Genomic DNA, 20611 nt, shown 5'->3' on the forward strand with positions numbered 1-20611 from the left:
TACGTCCGCACTTCTCCGCCCTGCTTGTTGACCGTCTTGGAAACGAGGTCTACCTTCATCTCGTCACTTGTCCCCCGTCCGTTGGCCAGGGACTCGTCGAATCGGTCTCCCCACGGGTAACCACTTGTGGTGCCCGCCCTGCATGCGTATTCCCATTCCGCCTCCGTCGGCAACCGACCTCCCACAAACCGGCAGTAGGCGTCAGCGCCCTGCCACGTGACGATCACAGGCAACCGGCCGTCCCGGGTCGGGCAATACTTACCATCCACGAACTCAATACCGGACTTCGTCAGCTCTGCATAGATGCCGGTCTTCACCCCAACCGTCCCGGAAGAACTAGGCCCTGTCGCCCCAATCAGATTCAAGAATGTGCAGAATTCTTGCCTGGTTGTCTCCTTGCGCGAAATCGCAAAACCGGAGATTCTCACCTTGTGAGCGGGCTGGTCGAATTCACGGCCTTCGTCCGCTATGTCACCCATAGTGAACACACCGGCATCGACATGCACACTCGCAGTGGTCGCCAGACTGCCGGCCGTGTCATGGGCTATCGCTAGCCCCACTATACCAAACAACAGACAAAGCCACAATACTGGCTGGGCCCTCAACGCTCTCGTTTTCATTCTTTCCTCCTGTGTCCTAACACGAACTATATTTTCACTGGCCATTTGGCTCTCCACCCTCCACGACTCTTCTGCTATTGGACTGCTTATATAGGCTCTATGATCCATAGATCCAGGCTCCAGGGCTCACTAGTTGGCTCACCGCCCGTCTCTGGTCCCACCGGCCCCATACACCGACTTCATATCGTGCGTCCCTTGGCTGGACCTGTGAGCTTTCGGGGTCTTCTGAAGCAACATGGTAATCTTCGCACCCACACCTGCACGTGCAAGAACCCTCCCCGGAACTCCGACAGTCACAACCACATTTCATGCCAAGCGTGGCACAGCCTATGCTGCTACAGCATTTGTTGCACGCCGTTTCGCACGAATCCCCGTCAGGGTCCCCGTCTTGTGACCCATAGCTGGCTGTCATGCCTGATGGAACCCAGGCCACGCCGGTCAGGCCCAGTGGGTCAACCATCGTGGCGGGATTGTTGCCCACGTAAACATACCTGTCAATGCGGCTGCGGCAACCCCTATACAGCGGGTCGCGAGAGGTGAAGCGCCCAAGCCCGTCATCGTAATGCCTCGCCCGGTAATTGTAGAGGCCCGAGGTGGGATCAAGCGACCGCCCTGTGAAACGATAACGGCTGCTCACGCTACCCGACAGCTGCGTCTCAGTCGGGGAACCCCACGCGTCGTAATCGTAGCGGGTCATGAGGGTCTCCGAAGCGTTGACCAGCTCGCGGGTCGAACCCAGCCGATCGCGTGTGAAGTAGTGGGTCACGTTCGGGTCGGTTGTGCGGTCGATCATCGCAATCATCTCATCCACCCTCGGGCCGAAGATATACGACCGCGTCAGGCTCCAGTTGCTGCTGTAGTCCGCCAGGACATGCCCGCCCGACCAGAAGTAGTTGGTCAGGCCCAGCGTCGAATCGGACGAATAGCGCCTCATGCCGGTGGGGTTGTAGGCATACTCAACGAGGGTGGCGCCGTTCTTCTTGAAGCCAGCAAGCCGCCGCTCGTAGTCCCAGTCGTAGGTCCACGTATCCGACCCGTCCGACTTGCTCACCAGACACCCGTCCGAAGCATACCCGAATGACATCGTGAGGGTGCTCGTCGTGTATTGGGTCAGCTCGTCCGCATTGTCATAGGTGTAGGTCGTGGTGATCGTCGAGGTGGTGTATTCGGACATCTTCGTGCGGTTGCCGACCGCGTCATAGTCGTAGCCATAATCAGACCCAGACGGGTAGTTGACATGCGTCAGCCGATAGATGTCGTCGTAGGTGTAGCTCGTAGCCAAGCTGTCCTTGTCCGTCTGGCTCGTTACGTTGCCCACATCGTCATACGCATAGTCCCACGAGCTGATCACCGTCCCATTCGACTTCTTGTTCGTGATCTTGGTGAGGCGCTTGGCGTCATCGTATTCGTATTCGGTGTAGCAGCCATTCCCAAGCGTCAGTTTCGCCCGGATCGAGCAGCAGGTGGCGTATTCGATCGTGGCGAAGGTCGAGCCATTCGTGATGTCCGTAACCCGGTTCAACGCATCATAATAGTAGTTGCTCTTACTATTTGACGTGTCCTCGATCCAGAGCAGGTTCCCGTTGTCATCGTAGGAATACTCGATCTCGAGGCCCTGCGTGTCATCCCGAACCTTTGTGGGCTTGTTCTCAGCATCGTAAGTGAACTCAAACGTGATCGTCCCGTCCGACGCCTCGGTCATGTTGCCGCTCGCATCGAACTCGTATGCTACGTAGCTGTCGTCCTCGTATTCTTTCTGCACGAGGCGATTTAGGGCGTCGTAGGTGAACGTGGTCGTGTTACCTAACGGGTCCGTCTTGGTGCTCAGGTTCCCGACCGCATCGTATGTGAACTCCGAATACCTACTCAACGCGTCAGTTTGGCGGAGAGCCTCCGCTCCCGCAGCACGCTCAATCAAGCTGTCTCATCGCCTCCCTTCGTGCGCCTTCGTGGCCTTCGTGGATCATTTCCAATTCATCCTTCATCCTTTAGACAGGCTGGAAAGCCCGTCCTACACTCGTTTCATCCTTCCGCTGCCAACTGCCAACTAGTCCTTATGGTATGTTGCGATGGCGATCTTTGCGCCTCGTGCGCCGATGAGCAGGTCCATGCCGCCCAGGAGGCTGATGCCGCCGTAGAACGTGTAGTCCCCGGGCGGGAGGGTTGAGGCGTTGAGGCGCAGGAGCTCTTCTGTCTCGATGGAGTATGCGCCGAGGACGCGTTTTGTGCCTTCCGGCGTTGGGCCCCACGCGGGGTAGTAGTAGAGTGTGCCGTTGTGTTCGCAAGCGAGCCACAGAAGCACCGGTATGACCGCCCCCGCGTTCGTGAAAGTCCCGCTCACCGTCAGATACCCGTCCGGGGTCGCCTGGGCAGCAAGCTCCAGCTTCTGCTGCGCCGGCCCGCCATCCTCGATGCGATTCAGCCCGTGCTCCGTCCCAACCCACTTGTCGCCGTTGTGGTCGATGGCTATCGTCGTTATCGAAGCGTGGGTGAGAGGATCGGATATGCGATTCCAGTTGCCCGGCTGGCCATAGACCAAACCATTCAAAGTTCCCAGCCAAATAGTGTCTTCCGAATCTGTGGCGACGGCCATAGTGTCCTCATCGTAAATCCACTCCCAATCAGCGCCGGGATAGCCTTTGTATGCGCCGCCATAACCGTACAGAAAGGCGCTGCCATGAGCGTCAAACACAATCGGACATATTCCGGGGAAATTCAGGAACGTGGGCGTCAGGTCGGTTCCGTATCTGAAGTGGTGCCATTGCTTCCCATCGAACATCGTGTATCCTTCCCACTGCTCGAACCATAAAGTGTCCCCCGGCCCCACGGTGATTGAATAGACGACGCTGGATCCGAAACGGTCGGCCGATGGATAAGCTTGCCAAGCGTGGTCATCATACGAGACAACCGTGGCGTTCGTTGCATATTGGGAGAACCACTTGGTGCCCTTGCGATCAACTGTGACGAAGTTCGAGCTTGTGAGCGGCGAGTTGCTCGAGTCGTAGAGGCGGAACTCGTCGTCGATCAGCCTCATTGCGCCCACGCTTGCTTCAAACCACTGAGTCCCATTGATGTCCATGGAGCAGCGACTTGGGTAGAAGCCTTGCTGCCACGGTGCCCAGACAGTGGTGAAGTGACCATCGTCTGACCTCCCCAACAGGGGCCATGAGTGCGCTGATATCCATAGGACCCCGTTGGACGCCAATGAGACAGCTCGTATGTGGTCTCCAGGTATGCCCTCAAAGAAGATCCTTATGAACCTCGTATCTTGAAGAAGCAGTAGGCCTAATCCAGATGTGCCAACCAGGACCGTTCCCTCCGCCACTGGCTGCAAGCTTCTTAGATCCTGCAAACTAACGCCCAACGCCTGGGTAAACTGGGTCGTTCTGCTACTGTCCCAGCTTATCAATCTATCGGAGCTCATTGCCCATATAATCCCATCAGCGCCAACCTTCAAGAAGTGAGGGGCATGGCCCGACGCCCAGACAGGGTCATTTGACACGATCTCCCATTCTCCACCGTCATATCGCCAGAGTCCGGACGGATTATCGCCCGTCCCCCAAACGGTGCCCGCGTCGTCTGTTGTCATCGCTGAGAACGATTCTGGATTGTCAAAGAGCGTCCATCCGGTTTCATCCAGCCTGAAGACTTTGCTGAATCTCCCGTTCTCTGGATATGCAACTGCGCATCCCCAAACTTCCCCGGAATTACCCACGCACAGACAGCCGGATTCTAGGCGCGGGAATCCTCCCGGCCATTCGAACACGTCCCAGCTTCCTTCGTGATACCTCCACAAGCGAGTGGGTCCCCCTACCCAAAGCGCTCCATTAGCGCCAACATCAATCATCATGTCGTCACACATCACAATTCGTTGCGCGCCCGTAATGTCTTCTACTGACAGCTCGCAGCCACTTATCTGGACGAGAAAGAACCGTTGGGCCTGCCACTCTCCGAACTCCGCAAGCAGAAGGGTTCTCTCGCCCACGACGAAGGCGTTCATCATTTGATCATCTGGAAGCCCATCGTGCAGGCCAAATCTCACAAGGTGACCGTTCCTCATGACATACAACCCTGCATTTGTCGCCAGAGCGAGCGTGCCGTCCTTGTAGTCCATGCTCCAGATGGTGTTAGGTCCTGCGTGATGCTGTTCCACGGTTATCTCATCTGCGCACACTGGCATCGCGGCACAGCCTACGACGAGAATGAGAACCAGCTCTTGAATTAGTCCTGCGTGTCTCATTTTTCCTCCTACTTCTTGACACAAGGTCTTCTTGTTCTAACCTCAGATTATAGATCCTTCGCGGGAAGCGGGGTAAGCCTGGTGGAGATATAGGGACAAGATGCGTCGCAAGTGCTCTCTAGATCAGTGAAGCTCGGCGCTTCATCCAGCCCCGTCCCACACCAGTAGGACCGCATAGGCTTCTTTATGCAAGTGTCTCTCTGCGGACAGGCGGTGCGTTGTTTCGTCCCATAAAGCGAGAAACAGTAGTCACAGCACATATAAATCCATCCGCAAGGTCGTCCGGACTCATCCCAGTTCTCCTTGTGCGAGGCCTTTTTAAGTGCTGTTTCATGGCTCCCATAACCGTTCTCGCCATCGCACCATCCCCACGTCTTGTGGTAGGTGTCAAACTCAAAGTCGCCCTTATTGGGATTTACCCACCACTGGTGCCAACAGTACTTCCTGCACTTATCCATCTTGGCTTCGCAATCCTTCATGCCACCCATGCCAGCGATGGGATCCCCGTGCTTCAACACGATCAGAATCTCACCATACTTCCTAAGCATCTCCATATGGTATTCTGCCGCAACGATAAGGTTTGCATTCCCGAGTCGGCACCAGCTGTAATGCTCCTCGCAGCAAACGGCGCAGTCCGGCCTGGCCCTACACTCCTGCCCCCAATCATCTTCCAACACTAAGCTTACTGGGACCACATTCAGCGCGGAATACGGGCTGGTCGCTGTCCCTGCTAGAGCTTTCTGATATGTGCGACCAAGATCTGCGTCATAATCGAGCCCCGTGCCGGCGTAGTGCTCCGACGTTGAGGCGTAATACCAGCCTCGGAAGCGATAGTCGGTCGAGACGCTGCCGGAGAGCTGGGTTTCCGTGAGGTCGCCCCACACGTCATAGGCATAGCGCGTGTTGACCGTCTCCGAGGCGTTGACTAGATCGCGCGTGGACCCGAGGCGATCCTTCATGAAGTAATGAACTGTGTCAGGGTCCGTTGACCGGTCCAGCATTGCGTCCGCACCGAGTATGTAGGACGTCATCAGCGACCAATTGGAGCTATACTCTCCTAGTACCTGCAGCCCAGCGTGGAAGTAGTTGGTGAGGCCGAGCGTCGAATCGGACGAATAGCGCCTCGTGCCGGTGGGGTTGTAGCCGTATTCGACGAGGGAGGCGCCGTTCTTCTTGAAGACCTGGAGGCGGCGCTCGTAGTCCCAGTCGTAGGTCCACGTGTCTGACCCATCCGACTTGCTCACCAAGCACCCATCCGACGCATACCCGAACGTCATCGTAAGGGTCGATGTCGTCCACTGGGTCAGCTCGTCCGCGTCGTCGTAGGTGTATGTCGTGGTAATCGTCGAGGTTGTATATTCGTGCAGCTTCGTGCGGTTACCCACCCCATCATACTCATACCCATAATCAGACCCGGACGGGTAGTTCACATGGGTCAGCCGATAGACGTCGTCGTAGGTGTAGCTCGTCTGGTTCGAATCTTTGTCAGTCTGGCTCGTCACGTTGCCGACATCGTCATAGCCGTAGTCCCACGATGAGATCACGGTGCCGTTCGACTTCTTGTTCGTGATCTTCGTCAGGCGCTTGGCGTCGTCGTAGCTATACTCCGTGTAGCAGCCGTTCCCGAGCGACATCTTCGTCCGGATTGAGCAGCAGGTCGCGTATTGTATCGTCGCGAATGTCGAGCCGTTCACGACGTCCGTAACCCGGTTGAGGCCGTCATAATAATAGTTGATCTTATTATTGGACGTGTCCTCGATCCAGAGCAGGTTCCCGTTGTCGTCATAGGCATACTCGATCTCTAGGCCCTGCGTGTCATCCCGAACCTTGGTCGGCTTGCTCTCGGCATCGTAGGTGAACTCGAAGGTGATCGTCCCGTCCGACGCCTCGGTCAGGTTCCCGTTCGCATCATACTGATACGCTACATAACTGTCGTCCTCGTATTCTTTCTGCACGAGGCGATTTACAGCGTCGTAGGTGAACGTCGTGGCGTCCCCGAGCGGGTCGGTCTTCGTGCTCAGGTTGCCGACTGCGTCGAACGTAAACTCCGAATACCTACCCAACGCATCCGTCTGCTTCGTCACGCGGTTCAGGTTGTTGTATTGGTAGGTCACGAAATCCTTGTCCCGGCCGTCGATTATCTTCACGACGTTGCCGTTCTTGTCGTATTGATACTCCGTCTCGTTGCTCTTGGCGTCCGTCACCTTCGTCTTGCGATACAGGTCGTCGTAGTAGTAGAAGGTCTCGCCCCCCTCCGCATCCTTACGCCTCGTGATCGTCCCAACGCTGCTGTAATACGTGTAACTCGTGTGGTCCAGCGGGTCCTGCGCCTCAGTCCGGCGGTTCAACTTGTCATAGACATAGCTGTACTCAGTCTCGTCCGGCAGCGTCTTCGTCGTCAGGTTGCCGTTCGCATCGTAGGTGAAGTCGGTCTCCTTATCCATGGCATCAGTTACCTTGGTGCGCATGTTCCGCGAGTTGTAGGTGTATTCGGTCTCATTGCCGAGCTTGTCGAGGCAACCTATCATAAGCAACTCCTAGCCATTCCCCAGCATCGCCGGATGGAGGCTTAACGGGTCATATCCGTTAATCATATTCGCACAACTAATGAACATAATACCAATGTTCTGTGCTATGTCAAGCGCCTTTCTACCGAAACGCCGGCGCTTCTAATCCGAAGGCAGCGTGGGGAAGATGAGGAGGCGAGCGGCAAAGAAACCTACGGCGCGCCGGCGGCGGCGGCGGCGGAGAGCCTCCGCTCCCACACCCTGGCCCGAGTTGCGCTTCGGCCGGCACTTGAGGCGAGCTCCGTTTCGGTGCGAGCCAACCGGTTCGTTCGCCAGTAAGAGAAGCTATGGGTGCCCAGCCACTGGGTCGTCGCATTCGCGTCGCTTCGGCAGCTGAGGCGAGCTCGGAACGTGCGAGCCGACCCCCGCGGCAGCCGGCAAAAGTAGCTATCCGAGTGCCGTGGGCACCGTGGCCGGAGGCTGAACTTGGGCTGGGCAAGTGTCAACCGGGGACGGAGCGAGTTGGTGGCTCTCAGGAATGTGTTTGGCAGACGAGGTGGATAATGGCAGAATGTATCGGTTGGGGAATAAGGCCTTATGTTAAAAATGGAGAAAGGGAGTATGACGGGATACAAGCCAATTGAAAGGCCGTTGGGCGCCGAGATTTCCTGCAAGGGTTGGCTTCAGGAGGCGGCGATGCGGATGCTGATGCACAATGTGAGCGAGGACGTAGCGGAAAAGCCTGCTGAGTTGATCGTCTATGGCGGGACGGGGAAGGCGGCTCGGAATTGGGACGCTTTTCACAGGATCGTTGCGACGCTTAAGGAATTAGAGAACGATGAGACGCTCCTTGTGCAGTCAGGGAAGCCGGTTGGAGTGTTTAGGACGACTGCTGATTCGCCCAGGGTGCTGATTGCTAACTCGCTGCTTGTGCCGAGATGGGCGACTTGGGAGAAGTTCCGGGAGTTGGAGCGGCTGGGTCTGACGATGTACGGCCAGATGACCGCAGGCAGTTGGATTTACATTGGAACGCAGGGGATACTTCAGGGCACATACGAGACGTTTGTCGAGGCGATCAGACAGCATTTTGGCGGGGACATGTCAGGCAAGACGATCTTCTCGGCAGGTCTTGGAGGTATGGGCGGGGCTCAGCCTCTTGCTGCGACGATGGCAGGCGCGTCGTTTTTGGGCGTTGAGGTCGATGGAGAGCGCATCGAGAGGCGAGTGAGAGGGGGCTACGTGGATGTTGTTGCGGAGGATTTGGATGATGCGCTGAGGATAATCGATGAGTTGCGGCAGAGGAAGGAGGCAAGGTCAGTTGCACTGCTGGGCAATGCTGCCGATGTCTATCCTGAGCTCGTTCGTCGCGGGGTTTTCTTTGAGATGGTAACAGACCAGACGAGCGCTCACGACATGCTGAACGGCTACGTGCCGGCGGGGATTGGGTATGAGGAGGCGTTGGCGCTGCGAGGGACAGACCCCGAAAAATACCAGAAGTTGGCATTCGAGTCTGTCGCCAAGCACGTTCGAGCGATGCTTGACATGAAGGAGAATGGCTCGGTTGTCTTCGATTATGGCAACAACATTCGCGGACAGGCGGAGTTGGCTGGTGTAGAGGATGCATTCGAGTTTCCGGGGTTTGTGCCGGCTTACATACGGCCGCTGTTCTGCACTGGCAAGGGGCCTTTTCGCTGGGTGGCGCTTTCGGGCGACCCGGAGGATATCTATCAGACTGACGAGCTGGTGCTGAGGCTGTTTCCTGACGATGAGCCGCTTGCGAGGTGGATTAGGGCGGCGCGTGCGAAGGTGAGGTTCCAGGGGTATCCGAGCCGCATCTGCTGGCTTGGGTATGGAGAGCGGGCGAAGTTCGGGCTTGCGATCAACGACTTGGTTCGTCAGGGCAAGATCAAGGCGCCGATTGTGATCGGCCGGGACCATCTCGACAGCGGCTCGGTGGCGTCGCCGTTCCGGGAGACCGAGTCGATGAGGGATGGCAGCGACGCGATAGCGGACTGGCCGATTTTGAACGCTCTTCTGAATGCTGTTTCGGGTGCGAGCTGGGTTTCCGTCCATCACGGCGGCGGTGTTGGCATAGGCCTTTCAATTCACGCAGGGATGGTAATCGTCGCTGACGGGACAGATGCGGCGGCAGCGCGTCTGGAGCGTGTATTGACCTGCGACCCCGGCAGCGGCATAGCTCGGCACGTGGACGCCGGGTATGAGTTGGCGATCGGGACAGCGCGTGCGAAGGGCGTTAAGATACCGGGCCTGCAATAGTGGTGGCGCATGGTGATAGCTTTCGCGTCATGGGCACTGATGGTAGGTCGCGAGGGCTGAAGGGCCGGCGTGGTGCTGTGAGACGTAGCGGAAGGTTCGGTCACCTGGTCGCGAGGCTGGTGAGGTTGACAGCACACCTGCATCTGTTAAGTTATCATTCTCTGAATTATGCAGTAATAGGGGAGACTAATGGGCAAGTTTGAAGACTCCATGACACGTCTGGAGGAGATCGTGAACCAGATGGAATCAGGTGATCTGCCGCTTGAGGACACGCTGCGGCTTTTCAAAGAGGGCATGAGGCTTTCTGAGTACTGCTCGGGAGCACTGACTGAGGCGCAGAGAAAGGTAGAGGTTCTGATCAAGAAGGGAGACGGGACGTATGAGAAGGAGCCGCTGGACCAGGACGAGCAGGAGGAGCAGTCGGTTCCGTCTGATCCGGAGCCTCAATAGCGGCTTGTCGCCCGCCACGGTGAGCGTGTGGGTTTTATCTGTGAGCATCAGGGAAAAGCTGTTATGGATGTTGAGTCATACCTATCAGAGATGAAGGGAACAGTCGAGAGCTGGCTGCACCAGTGCTTGCCAGAGCCCGAGGCGTTCTCGATGAGGTTGTTTGACGCGATGCGGTACAGTCTTTTCAGCGGTGGCAAAAGGCTTCGTCCGATATTGCTTGTCTCGACTGCGGACCTATTCTCTGGTGAGGATGAAGCTCTGGTTCGAGATTTCGCCTGCGCAGTGGAGTGCATCCACACCTACTCTCTGATTCACGACGATCTACCAGCAATGGACGATGATGATATGAGGCGTGGTCGGCCAACGTGCCATATAGAGTTCACCGAGGGCCTCGCGATTCTCGCGGGCGATGCTCTTCTGACGCTGGCGTTTGAGCTGATGTCCAGGCCATCTGGCCCCGAGCACACGCAGCGTCAGCTTCAGGCGTTGAATGAGGTAGCTGTAAAGGCAGGCTGCCTCGGGATGGTTGGCGGCCAGTCTGCCGATATTCTCGCCAGCGGTGCTGATGGCAACGAGCAGCTCGTTCGATTCATTCACGCACGGAAAACAGGGGCCTTGATCTCGGCCTCGATCGCGGCCGGCGCAATACTTGCTGGCGCCTCAGGCAGCGAGCTGGAAGCGCTGTCCAGCTTCGGCGATAAGATCGGTCTGACGTTTCAGATTATCGACGATCTCTTGGAGATCAATGGCGACGCCAAGACGCTTGGCAAGAGCGTCGATAGCGATGCTAAGAACAACAAGGTTACATATCCGGGTGTTATAGGTATAGACCGCGCGCGGTCTGATGCGCAGAAGAACGTAACCGAGGCGCTACGTTTTCTCGAGCGTTTTGGGGATAGAGCTGCGGTTTTGAATGGGATTGCTCACTTTTTCATAGACCGTGTCAATTAGGAAGCATTGTGCAAGGTAAAACATGGCACTGAATAACGACTACAGTAGGTTCAAGTTCTTGGGCAAGGTCAACAGCCCCCGGGAGCTTAAGAAGCTTGACCTAAGCGACCTCGCGAAGCTCTGCGAGGAGGCTCGGGAGCGCATCATTGAGGTCGTTTCTGAGAATGGCGGCCACCTCTCGTCAAACCTCGGCGCAGTGGAGCTGACGGTGGCTCTTCATTATGTTTTCAACACCCCCTACGACAAGATAGTTTGGGACGTGGGGCATCAGACCTATACTCATAAGCTGCTTACTGGTCGGGCCAATCGTTTCCATACGATAAGGCAGGCTGGCGGTCTCAGCGGCTTCCCCAAGCGTGAGGAAAGCGAGTATGACGTGTTCGATGTGGGGCACAGCAGCACTTCCATCTCGGCGGCGGTTGGCTTCTGCGAGGCGCGAGACCTAAGCGACGAGCATCACAAGGTCATAGCGGTCATAGGAGACGGTTCCATGACGGCCGGAGTAGCCTTTGAAGGTCTGGACCAGGCGGGGCATCTTCACAAGGACCTCATCATCGTTCTGAACGACAACGAGATGTCGATCTCCAAGAACACCGGTGCTCTTGCGAAGTATCTGAACAGCATCATCACGGGTTCGCTTTACAACAGCGTTAAGGAGAGGGTCTATAACTTTGCCATGTCGCTCCAGGAGACGGGCGAGCACGCGATCAAGCTCTCGAGGCGTGTCGAGGAGAGCCTCAAGAACCTGTTCGTGCCCGGAGTGCTCTTCGAGGATTTGGGGATCAAGTACATTGGTCCGGTTGACGGGAACGACCTGCACGCGATCATCGACACATTCCGGCGGATCAAGGGTTGGCGGTTTCCCGTTCTTGTGCACATCGTAACCAAAAAAGGGAAAGGATTTCTGCCAGCGGAGCTCAGGCCGGCCGCGTTCCACAGTGCCCCGAAGTTCGATATTAACACAGGCGAGCCGAAGTCGCCGTCCGGGCGCTCTTACACATCGGTGTTTGGTGATGCGATGGTCAAGCTGGCAAAGGAGGATGAGCGCATCATTGCCATCACGGCGGCGATGCCGCAGGGGACTGGCCTTGATAGGTTCCGGGCGAGGTTCCCGGAGCGGTTTTATGACGTTGGAATAGCCGAGCAGCACGCCCTTGTCTTCGCGGGCGTTTTGGGCATCTCGGGTTTCAAGCCGGTTGCAGCGATCTACTCCACATTTGTGCAAAGGGCGTTTGATCAGGTGTTTCAGGACGTTTGCTTACAGAACGCGGATGTTGTGCTTGCACTCGACAGAGCTGGCATCGTCGGTAACGACGGGCCAACGCACAATGGTTTGTTCGACCTGTCGTTCTTACGCTCATTGCCCAATATGGTCATCATGGCTCCCAAAGATGAAAACGAGCTTCAACACATGTTGAAGACGGCCATCGCCACGAAAGGCCCTGTTGCCGTTCGATACCCTCGCGGCCAGGGCGTCGCAGCGGCGCTCGATGAGGAGCTGAGAGTGTTGGAGATTGGCAAGGCAGAGCTGCTGAAGGATGGCTCCGATGTCGCCATTCTCGCAATTGGCGCCATGGTTTATCCGGCCCTTGAGGCTGCAGAGATTCTGTCAAAGCAGGATGGCATCGATGCCGCAGTGATAAACGCCAGATTCGCCAACCCAATAGACGCAGACATGCTGCTTGAGTGGGCACGGAAGACTGGCCATATCATTACCGTTGAGGAGAATGCCCTCGCCGGCGGATTTGGGTCGGCCATCCTCGAGACGCTGGTGGATAATGGCATGTTTAACGTTCCGGTCAAGCGAATCGGCATCGGCGATTTCTTTGTTGAACACGGCTCAACGCCAGCGCTTCGAGCTAAGCTAGGTCTGGACGCCCAGGGTATCGCCAAGACGACAGCGGAGTTTCTCAATTGTGCTCTTAGAGAGTCCAAGAAAGCAGCGAGTGGATAGGCTCATCGTCGAGCGCGGGCTTGCCGAGAGCCAGCAGAAAGCCGTTGCACTGCTGATGGCCGGCCTGGTGTCCGTTGACGGAAGAGCTGTCTCAAAACCCGGAACTCAGGTGCCTATCGGCTCTAATATCACCGTGAAGCGACCTCGACACGACTTCGTCAGCCGTTCCGCAGAGAAGCTCAGGGCCGCGATCGATCACTTCAAGATCAATGTTCAGCACAAGGTCTGCATCGACATCGGCGCCTCGACCGGCGGCTTCACGCAGTGTCTTCTCGAACGAGGCGCGGAGCTGGTCTATGCTGTTGATGTGGGATACGGGCAGCTGGCCTATGAGCTGCGAATCGACCCGCGAGTTATGGTCTTGGAGCGCACCAACGTCCGGTACCTTGAGAAGAGCCGTCTAGGAGACACTCCAGACCTTGCCACGGTCGATGTGTCCTTCATCTCGCTGAGGCTTGTGCTGCCGAAGGCCCGCGAGCTGCTATCCAAAGCCGGCCAGGTTGTGGCTCTGATAAAGCCGCAGTTCGAGGTGAGGAAGGGTCAGGTCGGCAAGGGTGGCATCGTCCGCGACACAAGCCTTCATCGGTCAGTTCTCAGTGATATACTTAGTTTTTCGGCGGATGTCGGGGTTTATCCTGCCGGTGTTATCCCTTCGCCCATCCTGGGCCAAAAGGGCAACCAGGAATACCTCATGTTCGCCCACACGCAAGAGGCGCGCAAGACCGACAACCTCTCGGACTGGATAGACGAGGCGATTGCGCAGGCGGTTCAGCGGAGGGCCGGTTGATGTTCAAAACCATAGCGATCGTTGCCAAGCCGGACGCTTACAGCGTGGCCAAGACGTTGAACCAGACATGTGAGTGGTTGCTTAAGAGGGGGGTCAAGGTTCGAGTGGACGAGCAGGTGGCTCACATGGTGGCCTCGAACGTTGATAAGATGCCCAGGGAGCACGTTCTAAACGGCGCCGACATGGTCATAGTCTTCGGCGGGGACGGCACGTTGATCAGCGTGGCCAGAATCGCGCCCGAGCTGGCAGTTCCGATCCTCGGCGTCAACGTGGGGGACCTGGGCTTTCTGACGGAGCTTACGGCAAGTGAGCTTTTCTCTTTGCTCGCCGATATACTCGACGGCCGCTTCAAACTCGATGAGCGGATAGCAGTTCGTGCGCGGGTCTCCGGTGCACAGAGAAAGCCCAAAACGTTCTTCGCCGTCAATGATTTCGTGATCAACAAGGCCGCGATAGCGAGGATGATCGGCATCAAGACTTTCGTTGACGATGCGTTCGTGGCCCACTTCCGCGGAGACGGGCTCATCGTAGCAACGCCGACTGGCTCAACGGCCTATTCTCTTGCGGCCGGTGGCCCAATACTTTACCCTTCGACGCACGTTCTGGTGCTTTCGCCCATCTGTCCACATACCTTGACAAATCGCCCGATCGTGGTGCCAGACAACGTCGTCATCAAAGCTCAACTCCTTTCCAGGGGACAGGAAGTCATCCTGACTATTGACGGGCAGGATGCGGTTCCGCTATTCGACGGCGACGAGGTCTTGATCTACAAGGCCATGGAGAAGCTCAGGCTGATCCGGAGCCTCAAGACCGATTACTACTCGATACTGCGACAGAAGCTGTCTTGGGGAAAGAGCATTGCGGGACAGTAAAGGCCCCTCAGTCAAGGACGACGCCATCCGTCTCATCTACCCAACCGATGGGGAGAGAATGGCCAGTCGAAATGTCGAGCTGATCGGCTGGGTTCGGGGGAGCCCTCACAAGGAGAGTCAAGCCCGTATGGCGCTGAGGGTCAACGGGCGTCTGTACTCATCTTTCAACGTTCTGCCTCAGACTCGCTCCCCGTTCAAGCAGCATATTCCATTGGAAGATGGCCGTAACGAGATTCTGCTGCAGCTCATGGTCGGGATGCGTCTAGTTGAGCAGAAGAAGGTTACGGTCGATGTTGCAGCGGACGAGCAATCGCTTTCATTTGAATCTCTGTACGAGAACAGCTGGGCGCTTCTGATCGGGATAGACAATAGCCGAGCCGCCCAGTTTCTCAAATATGCTGTCAACGACGCCAAGTCGCTTCAGAAGTTCCTCAAAGCGAGGACATTCTTCGATGAAGATAAGACCTTCACGCTGTTTAATGAGCAAGCGACAAAGAAGCGAATCCTGGAGCTGATGAACGACTTTTTGGGAGCCAACCCCGCGATGACTTCCAACGACCGTGTCCTTATCTTCTTTGCTGGCCACGGCCAACGCCGAAGGGTCCGAAAGGGACATAGAAACAGCGACTGGCGTGGTTACCTTGTGCCTTTCGACGGGGACCTTGAGAAGATTCACAGTTCCTGTATCTCAGTGGAGGAGATAAAAGAGGCTGCGAGTGTAATCTGCGCAAAACACACTCTGTTTGTGCTCGACTGCTGCTTCAGTGGGTTGGCTGGCCTCCGCCCCAGATCAGCGATACCTCCCAAGCCGAGGCATCAAGCGCTCAGGGACCCTTGCGTGAGAATCTTGACCGCGGGCAAGTCCGACGAGGAAGTGTTCGAGGGTAAGGAGGAGTGGGGAGGCAATAGCCTGTTCAGCAGGTATCTGTTGAAGGGACTTGAGGGTTTCGCCGACCACGATAACGACGGTATCATAACCTCTGACGATCTCTATTTCTTCGTTCGAGACCGAGTTCTGGAAGAATCAGGCAACCGCCAGACGCCTCAAGCCCGACACCTTGTCGAGTACGGCGAGGGCCAGTTTGTGTTCTTTGTTCGTCGTGATAAGCAAGCGAGCAAGAGCCAGCGAGCCGGCGAAGCTGAGCCAAGTAAAGCGCCGGTGGACACGACCAAGTCGCGGGAGCCGATCCCGGTCTCGGTAACCGAGCCGGTTGCCGCCACCGGCGATCTGGTCTCGATCCCCGCCGGCAGCTTTCAAATGGGCTCGCCAGATGCCACCGACGAGTCTCCTGTCCACGCCGTTGAGGTCGCCGCTTATGAGATCGACGTTGCGCCAGTTTCCAACAGGATGTTTCTCGAGTTTCTGAAAGCGACAGCCTACGACGGTCGTGCCGAGGCTGACGACAACTACCTCGCCGACTGGGCCTCCGGGACGTATCCTGCTGGACAGGGCGACTATCCCGTAACATCCGTTTCGTGGTTCAACGCGGCGGCGTATTGCCTGTGGCGAGGGTGTCAGCTTCCGACCGAGGCGCAGTGGGAAAGGGCGTGCAGAGGCGGCCTTGAGCGCAAGAAATACCCTTGGGGAGATTCGCTTCCGGCAGAGCTTATAATAAAGTCCAGAGCGCGCCGGCGAAAGGTGTCCGTAGGCCAATTGCCGCCGAATCGCCTTGGGCTTCTGGACGTCTCGGGCAATGTCTCGCAATGGTGTCAGGATTTCTACGACAAGGACTATTACTCAAACAACCCAAGCATTGACCCAACAGGGCCCCAGAATGGCGAATTGCGAGTCGTTCGCGGCGGCTCGTTCATCGCCGGTCCAAACCTGCTTCGCTGCGCTGTTCGTCTGGCAGCAGACCCCAAGACAACAAGCCCGACGATTGGTTTCAGATGTGTCAAGTTGAAGGGCGACCGTTTTCAATAGACGAGGTGATGGATGCAGGAACCTTTTCTCAACGCTGTTCGTACAAGAGTCCTGGTCTGCGACGGGGCGATGGGCACGATGCTCTATTCAAAGGGCGTTTACATCAATCAATGTTTCGACGAGCTCAATCTCTCCGCGCCTCATTTGGTCTCTGAGATTCATGCGGAGTATCTGAAGGCCGGCGCGGTCATCCTTGAAACCAACACTTACGGCGCCAACAGGCACAGGCTCGCACCGTACGGCCTCGAGGCCAAGACTCAGGAGATAAACGCAAAAGGTGTCGCAATCGCTAAGCAGGTTGCCGGCGGCCGCGCCTACGTGGCCGGCTCCATAGGGCGCCTCGAGAGCACTGTCCTGTTGAAGGATATGCTTACGTCCGACGACATTAAGTCTATCTACGCAGAGCAGGCCTCCTCGCTCGCCAACGCCGGCGCGGACCTGATACTGATCGAGACGATCTCTAGCTTCAAAATGATGTCGCTGGCCATACAGGCTGTTCGAGAGGTGTGCGACCTTCCGCTCGTCGCGCAGATGACCGTAACTGAAGATGGCTCGACGATCTACGGCGATGAGCCTGAGGAGATAGCGGCCTTCTTGAAGGAGCAGAGGGTTGACGTGGGTGGCCTTAACTGCTCCGTAGGGCCACAGCAGATGCTCGCCGCGATCGAGCGAATGGCCAAAACCGAAGGTCTTCTTATCTCGGCGCAGCCCAACGCAGGCTCGCCCAAACTTGTCGAAGGGAGGTACATATACCTCTGCTCGCCTGAGTACATGGCCGAATACGCAAAGCGATTCATCGCCAAAGGCGCCTCGATTATTGGTGGGTGCTGCGGGACGACGCCGGCCCACATAAAAGCGATCGTTGATGCGGTCAAGTCCGACAAGGGCATTGCCCCGGAGGTGTTTGACGTTCAGTTTGAGGTGGAGGCGGAGGAGAGAGAAAGAGTCGAGGTTTTGCGAGAACCCACGCGGTTCGAGCTGGCCATGCGAAACCACTTCACCGTGAGTGTTGAGATCAGTCCGCCGCGGGGCATCGGGATCGACCGCATCATCGAAAAGGCGAGGTCCATCAGGGATGCCGGCGTTGACGCGATAAACATCGCAGACGGCCCTCGTGCGTCGGCCAGGATGAGCCCCATCTTGCTCGGACACATCATAGAGGAGAAGGTAGGCATCGATACGATCGTTCACTTCTGCTGCCGAGACAGGAACATCGTGGCCCTTCAGGCCGATCTGATGGCCGCTTACGTGGCTGGCTTGAGAAACGTTTTGCTCGTAACCGGCGACCCCCCGAAGATGGGCGACTACCCCCAATCAACAGCTGTCTTTGACATTGACTCGATAGGGCTATCGGCCATGGCCCGGAAGCTCAACTGCGGAGTCGATCTCGCCGACAAGCCCATCGATCAGCCGACCGGATTCTTCATCGGAGTCGGCGTCAACCCAGGCGCTATGGACCTCGAGAAGGAGCTTGCCCGTTTCGCTGCGAAGAAAAGGGCCGGCGCACATTTTGCGATGACGCAGCCTGTGTATGAGCCTTTAACATTGGAGCGTTTTCTTGAGCAATCCCGTGATGTTGACCTACCCATTTTCGTCGGGATACTACCACTCATCTCCTTTCGCAATGCGGAATTCATGCACAACGAGGTCCCCGGAATGTCAATACCGAAAAAGGTCAGGGAACGCATGAAACAGGCCAAGACCGGAGACGAGGCAAAACGACAGGGCGTTGCCATCGCGGCTGACGCGCTTCAGTCAGTCATCGGCATGGACCGCGTCGTCGGGGCATATCTAATTCCTCCCGTTGGCCGCACCGACTTGGCTCTTCAAGTCATAGAGCGTGTCCAGCTGCCCTCGTTCCCATGAGTCGCTAGGCTCCGCCAGGACAAGTGCCAATACCCCCCGAAAAATCAGATTGAGCCAAGCCAGCTGTGGCCATTTGGAGTGCGGCGCCGAGCGACCGCACTCCAAAGCGCCAAACGGGTGGAACCCACGAACCGACCGCGGTCCCAATCATCGCCTGTTGGGAGCCGCTAAACATGTTCATCTTATGAACTCTCTTGCCCTTAATTTGATTTTGGGGCCTCGTCTCCTGTTGAAAGTCGCAACTTGAGGCGTTACCATTACGTCAAGGAGGGCCATGATACTGAACGCCGATCTGAAGGCACACGTCAGCAGCTACTTTTGTGACGATGACTATGGCCAGACTGGCTACAGGATATCGTTCTGGATTATGACGGACCAGATGCTGACGGCATGGCAGATGGCGACGGACAAGTTCGGGGATCCAAACCAAGGCTACAGCTGCGCGTGGAAGAAAGTTGGCCCAGATCCGGGCCCCGGTTGGTGCGAGATGCCGGACCTCAAGCCGCCCGAGCCTTCCGGCGGTGATGGCCCAATTACGTGGTGATTCTGCATTATTATATAGTTTGTTGAGGAGAATGCGACATGTCGATTTGGTTAATGAGGCGGAGACGTTATGTGAAACTGGGTTTGGTGTTAGCCGTATGTTTCCTGCTGGGCAGTGCGTCGGCTTTCGCCGACCAAGTTAGGGCCCCGCTTGTGATAAACTACACATCCGGAACCGACCAATACCGCCTCGCGGTCCAGGGCGATTGTGCATGGATCGGCACTGAAGGTGGTCTTGTCCTGACCAAAGGAGACACTGGCCAGAGGCTCAAGTTCACGCCGGCCGACTGGCGCGGCGCGCCAGGCGCCCGCTCGGTGGTGATTGACACAAGTGGGAGCATGTGGGCCTGTCCGTCAGGTTCTTACGGGAGGTTTGACCCGGGCCTCTTCCAGTTCGATGGCCTAGAATGGGAATGGAAGGAGCGAGCGCTTCAGGGGGCTATGTACGGTGGCCTAGTCGTGGCTCACATCGCGAGTGACGATACTGGCAACGCGTGGGTCCTTCTGCGGGGCGGCCGTATGATTAGGTTTCGCGGATCCGATTGGTACTCCTGGGAGATACCTGGCACTTGGTGGGTGGATAGCTGGTCTTGCGTAGCAGGCAAGGGCGGCAAGGGCTGGGCGGCTTTGGGAGGCGGCAGGCTATTCACATTCGAAGGCACTGATCTATCTTGGGTGACGCTTGAGGAATCGATCATCGATATTGGCGCAGACTTGAGAAGTGGTGTTTGGCTGGCCGCGACAGGGCGGCTTCTTTACTTTGCCGAAGGCCGTTTCGAGACCTTCGAGCTTCCCCCTGAAAGCGGGCTAAGCGATACCGGATTCTATCTTCGGGTTGACGGTCGGAATACTAAGTGGTGCATAAAGAACTGGCTTTATAGATTAGGCGTCGCGTCTCTGTCGCAGGATGAAACGTGGGGAGTTTACGGTGACCTTCCGGTCCCCGTGGAGTATGTCCAAGACGTTAGGTTTGGAGAGGACGGGTGTGTGTGGTTGATGGCGGACACAACCATTCGGAATGATCCCCTCGGGATTGGTCCACCTCAACTCGAGCCGTCGCTTCTGCGCTATGGTGCGGGAGGGTCTCAGACATTTTGGGGGTCTGAGCCGTTGCCGGCGAGCTCGGTGTCGGACCTTTGTATTGACTCAGGACAGGCCGTCTGGGTTGCAGGAGACTGGGAAGACTATGCGCACGACGATCCTTATGCGTCCTACCTTTGTCGCTGGGACAGAGTGAAGTATGAGACCTTCTGGCCGTGGCATAGGGAGCTGCCTAACAAAATCAACTCCATAGCGCCCACGCCGGACGGCGACGTTTGGTTCGGGACGGACGAGGGTCTTTATGTATTTGACGGGGAGGAGTGGCGCCAGGTTAACGATGCTTCGATAACGAAGGTCAAGATCGCCCCTGATGGGCAAGTGTGGATCATCTGGTCTGTGTCCCAATATGAGCGCCGGGCTCAGCGCTTTGACGGCACGAGGTGGTGGAGTGCGTATAGGCCTGATTGGTCGGCACAGGAGCTCTCCGATGTGGCGTTCGACAGCAACGGGGTCGCATGGTTCTCCTGCGATGATCGATTTTGGGACCAGTACGAAGACTCAACACCTCGCAACTACGCG

General features: G+C 56.9%; 14 protein-coding genes. 10 read left to right on the plus strand and 4 right to left on the minus strand.

All coding sequences use genetic code 11. From position 1 onward, the window contains the following. The 4 genes from VM163_00855 to VM163_00870 all read right to left on the minus strand — a co-directional run. The coding region (locus VM163_00855; GenBank protein ID HUT02427.1) for a formylglycine-generating enzyme family protein at positions 1 to 620 on the minus strand (620 nt) is incomplete at its 3' end. A 97-nt stretch (positions 621 to 717) separates the two neighbouring features. Beyond that, positions 718 to 2538, minus strand: a complete 1821-nt coding sequence (locus VM163_00860; GenBank protein HUT02428.1) for an RHS repeat-associated core domain-containing protein — start codon at positions 2536 to 2538, stop codon at positions 718 to 720. A 129-nt stretch (positions 2539 to 2667) separates the two neighbouring features. Further along, entirely contained in the window at positions 2668 to 4860 is a 2193-nt protein-coding gene (locus tag VM163_00865; protein HUT02429.1) for a hypothetical protein, read from the minus strand. A gap of 47 nt (positions 4861 to 4907) precedes the next feature. Further along, positions 4908 to 7388, minus strand: coding sequence for a hypothetical protein (locus VM163_00870; GenBank protein HUT02430.1), 2481 nt, complete (start codon positions 7386 to 7388; stop codon positions 4908 to 4910). A gap of 600 nt (positions 7389 to 7988) precedes the next feature. Here VM163_00870 and hutU point away from each other — a divergent pair. The 10 genes from hutU to VM163_00920 form a co-directional block, all read left to right on the plus strand. Further along, positions 7989 to 9644, plus strand: a complete 1656-nt coding sequence (gene hutU, locus VM163_00875) for a urocanate hydratase (protein ID HUT02431.1) — start codon at positions 7989 to 7991, stop codon at positions 9642 to 9644. A 189-nt stretch (positions 9645 to 9833) separates the two neighbouring features. Then, positions 9834 to 10094, plus strand: coding sequence for an exodeoxyribonuclease VII small subunit (gene xseB, locus VM163_00880; protein ID HUT02432.1), 261 nt, complete (start codon positions 9834 to 9836; stop codon positions 10092 to 10094). A gap of 63 nt (positions 10095 to 10157) precedes the next feature. Beyond that, positions 10158 to 11045: a farnesyl diphosphate synthase gene (locus VM163_00885; GenBank protein HUT02433.1), complete on the plus strand. Its 888-nt coding sequence runs from the start codon at positions 10158 to 10160 to the stop codon at positions 11043 to 11045. A gap of 22 nt (positions 11046 to 11067) precedes the next feature. Beyond that, the gene (gene dxs / locus VM163_00890) at positions 11068 to 12999 is read left to right on the plus strand and encodes a 1-deoxy-D-xylulose-5-phosphate synthase (GenBank protein ID HUT02434.1); all 1932 of its coding nucleotides are present in this window, start codon (positions 11068 to 11070) and stop codon (positions 12997 to 12999) included. Beyond that, positions 12992 to 13786: a TlyA family RNA methyltransferase gene (locus tag VM163_00895; GenBank protein ID HUT02435.1), complete on the plus strand. Its 795-nt coding sequence runs from the start codon at positions 12992 to 12994 to the stop codon at positions 13784 to 13786. The genes dxs and VM163_00895 overlap by 8 nt, the downstream gene beginning before the upstream one ends. Continuing rightward, positions 13786 to 14658 carry an NAD(+)/NADH kinase gene (locus VM163_00900; protein HUT02436.1) on the plus strand — a complete coding sequence of 291 codons (873 nt, stop codon included), beginning with the start codon at positions 13786 to 13788 and terminating at the stop codon, positions 14656 to 14658. Before VM163_00895 ends, VM163_00900 begins: the two co-directional genes overlap by 1 nt. Continuing rightward, on the plus strand, positions 14645 to 16582 hold the full coding sequence (locus VM163_00905) for an SUMF1/EgtB/PvdO family nonheme iron enzyme (GenBank protein ID HUT02437.1): 1938 nt from the start codon (positions 14645 to 14647) through the stop codon (positions 16580 to 16582). The genes VM163_00900 and VM163_00905 overlap by 14 nt, the downstream gene beginning before the upstream one ends. A 12-nt stretch (positions 16583 to 16594) precedes the next feature. Beyond that, complete coding sequence (locus VM163_00910) at positions 16595 to 18448, plus strand: bifunctional homocysteine S-methyltransferase/methylenetetrahydrofolate reductase (protein HUT02438.1); 1854 nt, start codon at positions 16595 to 16597, stop codon at positions 18446 to 18448. Positions 18449 to 18722: 274 nt separating this feature from the next. Next, positions 18723 to 18992 (plus strand): hypothetical protein, encoded by a 270-nt coding sequence (locus VM163_00915; protein ID HUT02439.1) that lies wholly within the window; start codon positions 18723 to 18725, stop codon positions 18990 to 18992. Between the two features lie 38 nt (positions 18993 to 19030). Beyond that, a partial coding sequence (locus tag VM163_00920) for a two-component regulator propeller domain-containing protein (protein ID HUT02440.1) occupies positions 19031 to 20611 on the plus strand: 1581 nt, incomplete at its 3' end.

Source organism: bacterium (assembly GCA_035527515.1).
GTDB lineage: Bacteria > B130-G9 > B130-G9 > B130-G9 > B130-G9 > B130-G9.

Coding starts and splice junctions, on each gene's coding strand:
- VM163_00865 (HUT02429.1), bottom strand. CDS start 4,860: ATGAGACACGCAGGACTAATTCAAGAGCTGGTTCTCATTCTCGTCGTA.
- VM163_00870 (HUT02430.1), bottom strand. CDS start 7,388: ATGATAGGTTGCCTCGACAAGCTCGGCAATGAGACCGAATACACCTAC.
- hutU (HUT02431.1), top strand. CDS start 7,989: ATGACGGGATACAAGCCAATTGAAAGGCCGTTGGGCGCCGAGATTTCC.
- xseB (HUT02432.1), top strand. CDS start 9,834: ATGGGCAAGTTTGAAGACTCCATGACACGTCTGGAGGAGATCGTGAAC.
- VM163_00885 (HUT02433.1), top strand. CDS start 10,158: ATGGATGTTGAGTCATACCTATCAGAGATGAAGGGAACAGTCGAGAGC.
- dxs (HUT02434.1), top strand. CDS start 11,068: ATGGCACTGAATAACGACTACAGTAGGTTCAAGTTCTTGGGCAAGGTC.
- VM163_00900 (HUT02436.1), top strand. CDS start 13,786: ATGTTCAAAACCATAGCGATCGTTGCCAAGCCGGACGCTTACAGCGTG.
- VM163_00910 (HUT02438.1), top strand. CDS start 16,595: ATGCAGGAACCTTTTCTCAACGCTGTTCGTACAAGAGTCCTGGTCTGC.
- VM163_00915 (HUT02439.1), top strand. CDS start 18,723: ATGATACTGAACGCCGATCTGAAGGCACACGTCAGCAGCTACTTTTGT.